This window comes from Buttiauxella noackiae, assembly GCF_000737905.1.
Lineage (GTDB): Bacteria > Pseudomonadota > Gammaproteobacteria > Enterobacterales > Enterobacteriaceae > Buttiauxella > Buttiauxella noackiae.
In genome coordinates, this window is sequence record NZ_JPRU01000001.1 from 753,184 (window position 1) to 765,675 (window position 12,492).

A 12,492-nucleotide genomic window follows, 5' to 3' on the forward strand; every position below is an offset into this window, starting at 1 on the left:
TCGGATGGCGCTGCGCTTATCCGACCTACGCGGCTGACGTGTGGGTTAGCGGCTGTGTTTTGCGTGGCGTTCCCAGTTTTCCACTTTCGCCTGGTCGGATTTTTTGAGCGCCACGTAGCAAGCCCCACTGCCGCCGTGGTGCGGCATCGCGCTGCAAAACGCCTGTACCTCGTCAAATTCCGCCAGCCAACGAGCGACATAACTGCGCACAACATTGGCATGTGATTTATCTTCACGCCCTTTGCCATGAACGATCAGCAAATTACGCAGGCCATCTTTTTTGGCTTCCGGGATGTAGGCGAAAAGCATCTGGCGGCATTGTTCAACGGGTTGGCGGATGAGGTTAAGACTTGCTTCCTGTTTGTATTTCCCTTGTCGCAGCTTATCGAGCACCCCGGTTTGCAGCCCCTCACGCTTAAATTCAAGCAACGTGTCGAGCGGAATAATTTCCAGAAAACCGGTGGTCAGAAAGTTATCTAACTGAACAGTATCGAGCTTTTGCACCACCTTCTCCTTCACCGGTTTCAACCACTGGCTGCTGTTACAGTTTTTCAGCGGCTTGACGTCATCCATGGCGTCCAGAAACAGCGATTTTTCGTCAAGGTTCATGTGCAAATCCTCCAGTCTTAATTCTGAAGTCACTATAGCCGCCGATGAACCGAGGCTCAATGCCCTATTATCGGCATTCGCGACGAAATTGGTTGATAAGCGCAGTAGTGAGTGGCGCCTGGGTCACATCTCGCCGTTGAATCAGATAATAGGTGGCATTAGGCAGTGTTTCGATGATGTTAATTTGCTTCAACCTATGGGCTAACAGCGGGTCGTGTCCTAATTCAGCAGGTAAAATACTCAGAAAATCACTCTGCGCTACCAGGCTAATACAGGCTGAAAAGGTTTCGCAGAACACACTGATATTAGGAATTTCTGAACGCTTTTGAAATAGCTCTTCCAGTTGTTTGTAGTAGCTGCCGCGTGGCGTTGGCAACGTCCAGTTGTAGTGCAGTAACTCTTTTAAGGTTGTGGCATTGGTTGCTGGATGGTCCTCTCGGGCAAATACCGCAAACGGTTTTTCAAACAACCGTTCAAAGGTAAATTCCTGATCATAAGGCCCCTGATAATAAGTATTGATAGTGAAATCCAGCTCCCCTTGCCGCAGCGAGTTAATCATCGACACCAGCTGTCCTTCCATAATACGGACTTTAACTTGTGGGTGTTTTTGATGAAACGCGGTGATGACGGGCGGCATTAAGGTGCGCGAAACACTGGCCCCAAGACCAATATTAATTTGCCCAGCCAGTTGCCCCTGGCGTTGCAAGATATCTTCCTGGGCAGCTCTTAACTCTTCCAGAATCAAACGCGCGTGCTGGTAAAAACTTTCACCGCATTCGGTTAACGCCACGCCCTGGCTACGTCGGATAAACAAACGTGCGGACATTCCCTCTTCTAATTCTTTAATCGATTTTGTGAGCGCGGGCTGCGAAAGATTTAACGCCCGACTGGCTCCGCGAATACTGCCATTTTGCGTGACAGCCACGAATGCGCGGATCTGATGGAGCTTAACCTGAAAAGTCACATGGCCTCCTGATAACCAATAGCTATCAGCTGAAAGATTTTGTCATCTACTGTAATTCAATCTCTTATGCCAGGGTAATCCAGGTACGGCGAAAACTTCCAAAAATCGCTGGGTGATAAGTAAAAACTATCACAGCGTGAACTTGATCACAGAAGATGCTTATGACGGGATGGGATATGAAGCAACCAGAACTGGCAGTACATGAACTGGCTCCACGCATGCAGCACTGGCGGCGCGATTTTCACCACTTTGCCGAGTCCGGCTGGCTGGAATTTCGTACTGCCACTCACGTTGCCGAAACACTTCATCAATTAGGTTATCAGCTGGCTTTAGGCCGCGATGTGGTTGATGACGCCGCCCGTATGGGGTTGCCATCGGCTGAAGTACTGGCACGAGAAGAACAACGAGCGCTGGAACAAGGGGCTTTGCCGCAGTGGATAGAGCATTTTTCCGGCGGCTTCACAGGGATTGTCGCCACGCTTGAAACTGGCCGCCCAGGCCCAACTATCGCTTTTCGCGTAGATATGGATGCCCTGGACTTGGGCGAGATGCAACAGCCTTCGCATCGCCCTTTTGCGGAAGGTTTTGCATCCTGTAATGCTGGAATGATGCATGCCTGCGGACACGATGGGCATACGGCTATTGGACTTGGACTCGCCACCGTTTTGCAACAGTTTTCAGACCAGCTAAACGGCACCATTAAACTGATTTTCCAGCCTGCTGAAGAAGGGACACGCGGTGCGCGTGCCATGGTCGCAGCCGGTGCGCTCGACAATATCGATTACTTTACGGCGATTCACATCGGTACCGGCATCCCTTCCGGCACCGTGGTGTGTGGCAGCGATAATTTTATGGCGACCACTAAGTTTGATGTGCAATTTACCGGGGTTGCAGCGCATGCGGGCGGCAAACCAGAAGAAGGCCGTAATGCCCTGCTTGCCGCGGCTCAAACTGCATTAGCCCTGCACAGCATTGCCCCTCATAGCGCTGGCGCATCTCGCGTCAATGTGGGTGTTCTTCAAGCCGGTAGCGGTCGCAATGTGGTGCCAGCTCAGGCGTTATTGAAAGTAGAAACCCGCGGTGAAACCAACGTTATCAACGACTACGTTTTTGAACGTGCTCAAGAGATTATTCGTGGTATTGCCACGATGTATGGCATTGAAGCAGAAGTGAAATTGATGGGCGCTGCGACCAACAGTGAACCATCACCAGAATGGGTGGCGTTTATTCGCCAACAGGCCGGTGAAGTCAGCGGTGTTACGCAAGTTGTCGATACCGTGAAAGGTGCCACCGGCTCTGAGGATGCTACCTTGATGATGGCTCGCGTTCAGGAACAAGGTGGCAAAGCCTCTTATATGGTTTTCGGTACGCAATTGAGTGCCGGCCACCATAACGAGAAATTTGATTTCGATGAGAAGGTGATGGAAGTTGCCGTGAATACCATGGCCCGCCTCGCCCTTAATTTCCCCTGGCAGCGAGGTGTGTGATGAGTTCGATTTATCAGTTTGTTGATGATGCAATTGAAGCCAAACGTGGCGAGTTTACCGCCATTGCCGATGATATCTGGGATCACCCGGAAACTCGTTTTGAAGAACGCTGGTCTGCTGAACGCCTGGCTTGCGCTTTAGAGGTGGAGGGTTTCAGCGTTACACGCAATGCCGGGAATATCGAAACGGCTTTTGTAGCAAGTTTTGGCTCGGGCCATCCTGTTATCGCTCTGCTGGGTGAATATGATGCGCTGGCGGGACTAAGCCAATGTTCAGCGGAGGTTTCACCCAATCCATTGGTTGAGGGTGCGAACGGCCACGGATGTGGTCACAATTTACTCGGCACGGCAGCATTTGCCGGTGCGGTGGCGGTAAAAAACTGGCTTGAGCAATACGGTGGCAAAGGAACGGTGCGCTTTTACGGCTGCCCCGGTGAAGAAGGCGGCTCTGGCAAAACCTTTATGGTGCGCGAAGGCTTATTTGACGACGTTGATGCTGCGGTGACATGGCATCCGGAAGCGTATGCCGGAATCTTCAGCACCAGTTCATTGGCAAATATCCAGGTGGCATATCGCTTCAATGGTATTGCGGCGCACGCGGCAAACTCGCCGCATCTTGGGCGCAGTGCACTCGATGCCGTTACGCTGATGACGACTGGCACGAACTTCCTTAACGAACACATTATCGAAAAAGCGCGCGTACATTACGCCATCACCAATGCCGGAGGTATTTCTCCAAACGTCGTACAAGCGCAGGCCGAAGTACTCTATTTGATTCGCGCTCCTGAAATGGCTCAGGCACAGCATATTTATGAGCGCATCAATAAAGTTGCCGAAGGGGCTGCGCTTATGACTGAAACCACTGTGAATGTGCGTTTTGATAAAGCCTGTTCTAATTACCTGCCTAACCGCGAGCTTGAAGGTGTGATGTATCAGGCTTTGCAGGCAATTGGTCTGCCGCAATGGAGCGATGAGGAACTGGCTTTTGCCAAACAGATTCGGGCAACATTGACCGACAATGATCTGCAAAACAGCTTAAATAACATCGCTAATACCTCTAATGATGAGGGCAAAGCGTTTGCTCGTCGCCATCGTGAGACCTTGTTAATTAACGAAATTGCGCCGTATGCCGTAAATGACAAAATTCTTCCTGGCTCAACGGATGTCGGTGATGTCAGCTGGAAAGTGCCGGTTGCCCAATGTTTTAGCCCGTGCTTTACCGTCGGCACTCCGTTGCACACTTGGCAACTGGTGAGCCAGGGGCGTACCTCCATCGCCCATAAAGGTATGCTGCATGCGGGTAAAGTTATGGCGGCAACCGCGCTGGAACTCTTCACCAACCCAAAAACACTGGAAGTTTGCCAAAGTGAGTTGCACGCACAACTCGCCGAGCGCCCTTATCAGTGTCCGATTCCAAAAAATGTTACACCGTCACCTTTAAAATAATCACAAACCATAGATTGATCGTTTTTTAGGGCGGATATGTGCAGCGCCACCCGCTTTAATCGGGGTAAATGGTGGATGGCGTTTTGCTTATCCACCTGACACACAACAAAACCATAAATAAAAACATCGCAATCGATAGAGGCCCATCTATGAGTCTTTCCTCCATACCCACGCACTCCGGCTCTGGCAAGCTGTACGGCCTGGTAGAAAAAATTGGCAACAAAGTGCCCCATCCTTTTTTGCTGTTCGTTTATTTGATTGTCATTTTGTCAGTGAGTACAGCCGTACTTTCAGTGTTGAACGTGAGTGTTCGTAACCCCGCTGACGGGAGTCTTGTTCATGTGAATAACCTGCTGAGTGCTGAAGGCGTTCACTGGTTTTTGCCGAACGTGATTAAGAATTTCAGTGGATTTGGGCCGCTTGGGTCAATTCTGGCGCTGGTACTGGGTGCAGGCCTGGCAGAACGCGTTGGGCTGTTACCGAGTCTGATGGTGAAAATGGCATCACACGTCAGCGCGCGTTATGCCAGCTACATGGTTTTGTTTATCGCCTTCTTTAGCCATGTTGCTTCTGATGCAGCAGTTGTCATTATGCCGCCGATGGGCGCGTTGATTTTTCTTGCCGTAGGTCGCCACCCGGTAGCGGGGCTATTGGCTGCGATTGCTGGCGTCGGCTGTGGGTTTACAGCGAATTTGTTGATTGTCACCACCGATGTGTTGCTATCGGGTATCAGTACAGAAGCGGCTCATATTATTGACCCATTAATGCACGTCAGCGTGATTGATAACTGGTATTTTATGGCAACGTCAGTGCTTGTGTTGTCGATTACCGGCGGGCTGATTACCGATAAAATCGTGGAGCCACGTTTAGGTGCCTGGCAAGGCAAACATACCGAGAAACTTCAACAACTCGATGATGTCCAGCGCTTTGGTTTACGTGTCACGGGTATTGTTGCGCTGTTATTTATCGCGATTGTCGCCCTGCTGCTGGTGCCAGAGCATAGTTTGTTGCGCGACCCGGTGAAAGGCACCATCATCCCTTCGCCTTTTATTAGTGGCATTGTGCCATTGATTATCATGTTCTTTTTCGTCGTTTCACTGGCGTATGGCATCGCGACTAAAAAAATAAGTAAGCAAGCAGATTTACCGCAGCTAATGATTGAACCCATGAAGGAGATGGCCGGTTTTATCGTGATGGTGTTCCCGTTGGCGCAATTTGTTGCCATGTTCAACTGGAGCAACATGGGCAAATTTATGGCGATCGGCTTGACTGATGTGCTGGAAGGTTCAGGGCTCAATGGTATTCCGGCATTTCTTGGCCTTGCTGTGCTCTCTTCATTCCTGTGTCTGTTTATTGCCAGCGGTTCGGCTATCTGGTCTATTCTGGCACCTATCTTCGTCCCAATGTTTATGTTGCTGGGCTTCCATCCCGCTTTTGCGCAAATTCTGTTCCGCGTGGCAGATTCATCAGTTATCCCATTAGCTCCCGTTTCGCCGTTTATTCCATTATTCCTGGGGTTCCTGCAACGTTATAAGCCAGAGGCTAAATTGGGGACTTATTACTCTTTAGTATTACCTTACCCCATCATCTTTTTGGGTGTCTGGTTGCTACTACTGGTGGCGTGGTATCTTGTCTGCTTGCCTATTGGGCCTGGGATTTATCCGCATCTCAAGTAACCGGAGAATGAAATGCTGACACTGTTAGAAGACAAGATTGAAACACCGCTAGGACCTTTATGGGTCATTTGCGACGAGCAATACCACCTGCGTGCAGTGGAATGGGAAGAACATAGCGACAGAATGGTGCAATTGCTCGGTATTCATTATGGTGTCAGCGGCTATCAGCGCGTGGCGTGCAAAAATCCAGACGGGTTGAGCGATAAAATGCGCGACTATTTCGAAGGTGATTTGGCGGTAATTGAAACGCTACCTACCGCTACTGCGGGAACCGCCTTTCAACGTGAGGTCTGGCAAACATTACGCACCATTCCTTGCGGGCAAATCATGCATTACGGGCAGCTAGCAGACCAACTAGGCAGACCCGGTGCTGCACGAGCGGTGGGCGCTGCAAATGGTTCAAACCCAGTAAGCGTAGTGGTGCCATGTCATCGTGTGATTGGCCGTAATGGCACAATGACGGGCTATGCCGGAGGTGTGAGTCGAAAAGAGTGGTTGTTGCGACATGAAGGATATTTGTTGCTCTAACGTATCATGTACAGAGGAATGTTCTTTATTCACATAATAATAATGCGGATAAATGTACAGTTCCATTAATTTCAATAGGATAGCTCTATAACCACAGGGTTATTGGCTGATATATTCTGAATGCGCTTTCATCATACTTACGTGCTCAAGAAAAAGATGTTAAAATTGACCAATATCAATAACGGCCCGAGCATATCTATGATCCCTGAAAAGCGAATTATTCGACGCATTCAGTCTGGCGGTTGTGCTATCCATTGCCAGGATTGCAGCATCAGCCAATTATGCATCCCCTTCACGCTCAATGAACATGAGCTTGATCAGCTTGATAATATCATCGAGCGTAAGAAGCCTATTCAGAAGGGACAAACCCTGTTTAAGGCCGGTGATGAGCTGAAGTCGCTGTACGCAATTCGTTCAGGGACCATCAAGAGCTACACCATCACTGAACAAGGTGACGAGCAAATTACCGGCTTCCATTTAGCAGGCGATCTTGTGGGCTTTGACGCTATTGGCACGGGTATGCATCCAAGCTTTGCACAAGCACTGGAAACCTCAATGGTTTGCGAAATTCCATTCGAAACCCTTGATGATTTGTCGGGTAAAATGCCCAATCTGCGCCAGCAGATGATGCGTTTGATGAGCGGCGAAATTAAGGGTGACCAGGATATGATTCTGCTGCTTTCCAAAAAGAATGCAGAAGAGCGTCTGGCCGCATTTATCTACAATCTTTCACGTCGCTTTGCCCAGCGCGGTTTCTCCCCTCGGGAATTCCGTTTGACCATGACGCGTGGCGATATCGGTAACTACCTTGGATTGACGGTGGAAACCATCAGTCGCCTGTTAGGCCGTTTCCAGAAAAGTGGCATGCTGGCCGTGAAAGGAAAGTACATTACCATCGAAAATACCGATCTTCTTGCGCAACTCGCTGGTCAATCGCGTAACGTCGCGTAGTATCTCCTTTCCTATGTGGGATAAGTAAATTTTCCTGATTTATTGATCCCACATAGACTTATCACCTGTTTCATTCATCGCATATGGGTTAATCTTAATTTACAGACTGTGGTTAAGCAGTTGTAAGGAGACCTGTATGGCAAAGTATCAAAACATGCTAGTCGCTATAGATCCTAATCAGGACGATCAACCCGCCCTGCGGCGTGCGGTTTATTTGCATCAACGGATTGGTGGCAGGATCAAAGCATTTCTGCCTATCTATGATTTTTCCTACGAAATGACCACCCTTCTGTCACCGGATGAACGCACAGCTATGCGCAAAGGCGTCATTAGCCAACGTGCGGCCTGGATAAAAGAACAAGCCCAGTACTACATCGATTCGGGTGTACCAATTGAGATTAAAGTGGTTTGGCATAATCGTCCCTTCGAGGCAATTATTCAGGAAGTGATCAGCGGTGGTCATGATCTGGTGCTCAAAATGACGCATCAGCACGATAAACTGGAAGCGGTAATTTTCACACCAACCGACTGGCATTTGTTGCGTAAGTGCCCAAGCCCGGTATGGATGGTTAATGAAAAACCGTGGCCTGAAGGTGGCCGAGCTGTCGTTGCGGTAAACCTCGCCAGTGAAGAGCAGTACCACAATGCACTCAATGAAAAGCTGGTTAAAGAAACCATTCGCTTAGCCGAGGATGTTAACCACACTGAAGTTCACCTTGTGGGTGCCTACCCAATAACCCCAATTAATATTGCCATCGAACTCCCTGATTTTGACCCCAGCGTTTATAACGATGCCATTCGCGGCCAGCATTTAGTTGCGATGAAAGCGTTACGCCAAAAATTCGGAATCGATGAAAAAATGACTCACGTTGAGAAAGGATTGCCGGAAGAAGTGATTCCTGATCTCGCGGAACATTTGCAAGCTGGTATCGTAGTGCTCGGTACGGTAGGCCGCACCGGGCTTTCTGCAGCATTCCTTGGCAATACTGCGGAACAAGTTATCGACCATTTGCGTTGCGATTTACTGGTCATCAAACCTGATGATTACCAAACGCCGGTAGAAATGGATGACGACGAAGATGATTAGCCGCCAGAGTTTAACTGTACAGTAAAAGCAAAATGCCGCTCAACAGCGGCATTTTTAATATCCTGATCTATTTAAAATAATTAGAACAAGAAAAACAATAAATTTAACAAATAATAATTATTAATATTACAACCTTCGCTAGATTAATTCTGAACGTCTATTTGCGACCACCCTTTCTGATACATGCAATCTTTTTCAAGAATTCCACGTTTAATTTCATTGGCATCTATAGACGAGTAGTTTGTACTGCTTGAATTGTGTTTTTTATCTTTTGTTGTGGTTTTGCTGTTAACCACATAGTCGGGAGGCAGGCCCCTCAACGCTTCCGCTTTACAGGCCGTTTCTGCCATATTCTTGTCCTGTTCGGTTGCACCCTCTTTTACCCAACGGTGGGTAACGCAGCCTGAGAGAATTAATGCGGCACTAAAAATGATAACTCTTTTCATAAACAACAACCGTGATAACTGTATTTTTATTAATTGTATCGTGCGGCTTGCATCATCACAATATTACTACTCCCATCTGAATTGATCTTCCTTCGTATTGATAGTGTTGTTTTTAAATAATACAAAAAAACCGCCCCGAAAGGCGGTTTAAGAAATAACTGATGTTCTAATAAAATTAAAGCGCTTTCAGAATCGCTTCGACGCTGGCTTTGGCATCGCCAAATAGCATTTGAGTGTTTTCTTTAAAGAACAGCGGGTTCTGCACACCTGCATAACCGGTGTTCATCGAACGCTTAAACACGATAACATTCTGCGCTTTCCACACTTCCAGCACAGGCATACCTGCGATTGGGCTGCGTGGATCTTCAAGTGCCGCAGGGTTAACTGTATCGTTTGCGCCGATAACCAGAACGGTGTCGGTATCACTGAAATCATCGTTGATTTCATCCATTTCCAGAACCACATCATACGGAACGCGGGCTTCCGCCAGGAGAACGTTCATGTGGCCGGGCAAACGTCCAGCGACCGGGTGAATACCAAAGCGTACTTTGATGCCACGCGCACGCAGTTTCTCAGTAATCTCCGCGACCGGATATTGCGCCTGCGCAACAGCCATGCCGTACCCTGGAGTGATGATCACAGACGTAGAGTTTTTCAGCATATCTGCTGTCTCTTCCGCCGTGATTTCACGGTGCTCACCGACTTCGTCATCTTCACCAGTAGAAGAACCGTCAGTACCAAAACCACCGGCGATGACGCTGATAAAGGAACGGTTCATTGCCTTACACATAATGTAAGACAGAATCGCACCGGAAGAACCAACCAAGGCGCCGGTAACAATCAGCAAGTCATTGCTGAGCATGAAGCCCGCTGCCGCTGCCGCCCAACCAGAGTAGGAGTTCAGCATTGAGACGACAACTGGCATATCCGCGCCACCAATTGACGCAACCAGGTGCCAGCCAACAATCAATGCAATGATTGTCATCACCAGCAATGCTAATACTTGCAAGCCAACGCTTTCAGTACGCACAAAGATGATTAGCATGGCAAAGGAAACAACCAGCGCCGCGAGGTTCAGTTTGTGACGATGTGGCAACATTAGCGGTTTAGAAGAAATTTTGCCGCGCAGTTTTCCAAACGCCACAATAGAACCCGTGAAGGTCACCGCACCAATAAAGATACCGAGGAAGACTTCCGTCAAATGGATGTTTTCCATAATCGGCTCAAGACCTGGCGCGTGATCCAGATAGCTGTTGAAGCCCACCAGAACCGCTGCCAGACCCACGAAGCTGTGCAAAATTGCCACCAACTCCGGCATCTCAGTCATTTCTACTTTCTTAGCAAGATGGATACCGATGGCACCACCAATAACCATTGCTACGATAATCCACACTACGTTGCCGGTTTCAGGCCCAAAGATGGTTGCCACCAGGGCGATACCCATACCGGCCATACCGAACAAATTACCTTGCTTGGACGTTTCGTGTTTTGACAGCCCCGCCAGGCTGAAAATAAACAGAATAGCGGCAACAATGTATGCTGCTGTAACTAATCCACCAGACATGTGTTACCCCTTAGTTCTTCCGGAACATTTTCAGCATGCGCTGAGTGACGGTGAAACCACCAAAAATATTGATACTGGCAATCAGTACGGCAACAAAGCTCAGGAAGCTAACCCAGCCGCCATGACCAATTTGCAGCAATGCACCAACTACGATAATCCCTGAAATGGCGTTAGTGACCGACATCAATGGGGTATGAAGTGCATGAGAAACATTCCAGACGACGTAGTAACCGACGACACAAGCCAGTGCGAATACGGTGAAGTGGCCGAGGAACTCTTTTGGTGCCACATCAGCAAGCCAGCCGAACAGAATGATCGCCAACGCCATAAACGCATATTTGCGCCACGGTGAAGACGGCTTTTTATCTTCGACAGGAACAGCAGCTTTCTTCGCCGCAGCCTGGGGCTGTGCAGAAACCTGAATTGGCGGTGCCGGCCAGGTGACTTCACCATCACGAATAACCGTCACACCACGAATAACCACATCTTCAAAATCAATCACGGTATTGCCATCTTTCTCTTTGCAGAGCAGTTTCAGCAAATTAACGAGGTTAGTACCGTAAAGTTGAGAGGATTGTGTTGGAAGGCGACCAGGCAAATCGGTGTAACCAATAACTTTCACACCGTTTGGCGTTACAGTGACCTGGTCTGCAACAGTATATTCACAGTTGCCACCGTTTTGTGCTGCAAGATCGACAATCACACTGCCCGCTTGCATGGAATCAACCATTTCACGGGTGATAAGTTTTGGAGCAGGTTTGCCTGGAATCAACGCCGTAGTCACGATGATGTCGACTTCTTTGGCCTGGGCTGCAAACAGTTCCATTTCAGCTTTGATGAAGGCTTCGGACATTACTTTGGCGTAACCATCACCACTGCCAGCTTCTTCTTTAAAGTCCAGCTCAAGGAACTCAGCGCCCATACTTTGCACTTGTTCTTTCACTTCAGGACGGGTATCGAAGGCTCGCACAATAGCGCCAAGGCTATTTGCCGCACCAATCGCTGCAAGGCCTGCAACACCCGCGCCGATGACCATCACTTTCGCCGGAGGCACTTTACCCGCAGCGGTAATTTGCCCGGTAAAGAAGCGACCAAATTCATGAGCGGCTTCAACAATTGCGCGATAACCCGCAATGTTAGCCATTGAACTTAGGGCATCGAGCGATTGCGCACGTGAAATACGTGGCACGGAATCCATCGCCATTACGGTGACATTTTTAGCGGCGAGCTTTTCGAGCAACTCAGGATTCTGAGCAGGCCAGATGAAGCTCACTAATGTGGAACCTTCACGCAAAAGCTCAATTTCGCTATCCTGCGGTGCATTCACTTTCAGAATGATGTCAGATTGCCAGACTTCAGCGGTATCTGAAATGGTCGCGCCAGCGTGTACAAATGCTTCGTCATCAAAGCTCGCCAGTTTGCCCGCGCCGCTTTCGACTGTGACGGTGAAGCCCAGTTTCAGCAATTGCTCCACTGTTTTAGGCGTGGCTGCCACGCGGGATTCGCCCGCCCACCGCTCTTTTGGTACCCCAATACGCATAGTATTCCCTTCCATCTGATTTTTTGTTGATGGTTTGTCAGACATTGCCATGGCAATCGTCAGTTCCGTTACCAGTTCAATTAAAAATACATCTGTAACAAACTATTTATAACCTACTGAAAATAACGCCTGTGATCTAGATCAGGATCTCAGTATTTGTATCATTATCGTAAAAATTTAGCTCAAGGGCTTTAA

At 48.8% G+C, this 12,492-nt stretch carries 11 protein-coding genes; 6 read left to right on the plus strand and 5 right to left on the minus strand.

Going from position 1 to position 12,492, the window contains the following annotated elements; genetic code table 11:
- Positions 1-45: 45 nt before the first annotated feature.
- Positions 46-609 carry a DNA endonuclease SmrA gene (gene smrA / locus IX31_RS03345; protein ID WP_034455744.1) on the minus strand — a complete coding sequence of 188 codons (564 nt, stop codon included), beginning with the start codon at positions 607-609 and terminating at the stop codon, positions 46-48.
- A gap of 67 nt (positions 610-676) precedes the next feature.
- Positions 677-1,573: a LysR family transcriptional regulator gene (locus IX31_RS03350; protein WP_034455745.1), complete on the minus strand. Its 897-nt coding sequence runs from the start codon at positions 1,571-1,573 to the stop codon at positions 677-679.
- A gap of 161 nt (positions 1,574-1,734) precedes the next feature.
- Between IX31_RS03350 and IX31_RS03355 the strand changes: the two genes are divergently transcribed.
- The 6 genes from IX31_RS03355 (at position 1,735) to uspE (ending at position 8,747) form a co-directional block, all read left to right on the plus strand.
- Positions 1,735-3,060, plus strand: coding sequence for a M20 family metallo-hydrolase (locus tag IX31_RS03355; RefSeq protein ID WP_422110221.1), 1,326 nt, complete (start codon positions 1,735-1,737; stop codon positions 3,058-3,060).
- Positions 3,060-4,505 (plus strand): M20 family metallopeptidase, encoded by a 1,446-nt coding sequence (locus IX31_RS03360; RefSeq protein ID WP_034455746.1) that lies wholly within the window; start codon positions 3,060-3,062, stop codon positions 4,503-4,505. The genes IX31_RS03355 and IX31_RS03360 overlap by 1 nt, the downstream gene beginning before the upstream one ends.
- Positions 4,506-4,654: 149 nt before the next feature.
- The gene (gene abgT / locus IX31_RS03365) at positions 4,655-6,181 is read left to right on the plus strand and encodes a p-aminobenzoyl-glutamate transporter (protein WP_034457115.1); all 1,527 of its coding nucleotides are present in this window, start codon (positions 4,655-4,657) and stop codon (positions 6,179-6,181) included.
- Between the two features lie 12 nt (positions 6,182-6,193).
- Positions 6,194-6,709, plus strand: coding sequence for a methylated-DNA--[protein]-cysteine S-methyltransferase (ogt, locus tag IX31_RS03370; RefSeq protein ID WP_034455747.1), 516 nt, complete (start codon positions 6,194-6,196; stop codon positions 6,707-6,709).
- A gap of 198 nt (positions 6,710-6,907) precedes the next feature.
- Positions 6,908-7,660, plus strand: coding sequence for a fumarate/nitrate reduction transcriptional regulator Fnr (gene fnr / locus IX31_RS03375; protein ID WP_122974000.1), 753 nt, complete (start codon positions 6,908-6,910; stop codon positions 7,658-7,660).
- 136 nt (positions 7,661-7,796) lie between these two features.
- Positions 7,797-8,747 (plus strand): universal stress protein UspE, encoded by a 951-nt coding sequence (gene uspE, locus IX31_RS03380; protein ID WP_034455749.1) that lies wholly within the window; start codon positions 7,797-7,799, stop codon positions 8,745-8,747.
- A gap of 143 nt (positions 8,748-8,890) precedes the next feature.
- Here uspE and IX31_RS03385 read toward each other — a convergent pair whose 3' ends face one another.
- The 3 genes from IX31_RS03385 to pntA all read right to left on the minus strand — a co-directional run bounded on the left by IX31_RS03385 (position 8,891) and on the right by pntA (position 12,297).
- The gene (locus IX31_RS03385; RefSeq protein ID WP_034455750.1) at positions 8,891-9,193 is read right to left on the minus strand and encodes a hypothetical protein; all 303 of its coding nucleotides are present in this window, start codon (positions 9,191-9,193) and stop codon (positions 8,891-8,893) included.
- Between the two features lie 175 nt (positions 9,194-9,368).
- Positions 9,369-10,757 (minus strand): Re/Si-specific NAD(P)(+) transhydrogenase subunit beta, encoded by a 1,389-nt coding sequence (pntB, locus tag IX31_RS03390; RefSeq protein WP_034455751.1) that lies wholly within the window; start codon positions 10,755-10,757, stop codon positions 9,369-9,371.
- 10 nt (positions 10,758-10,767) lie between these two features.
- Positions 10,768-12,297, minus strand: a complete 1,530-nt coding sequence (gene pntA, locus IX31_RS03395; protein ID WP_034457117.1) for a Re/Si-specific NAD(P)(+) transhydrogenase subunit alpha — start codon at positions 12,295-12,297, stop codon at positions 10,768-10,770.
- Positions 12,298-12,492 lie beyond the last annotated feature (195 nt).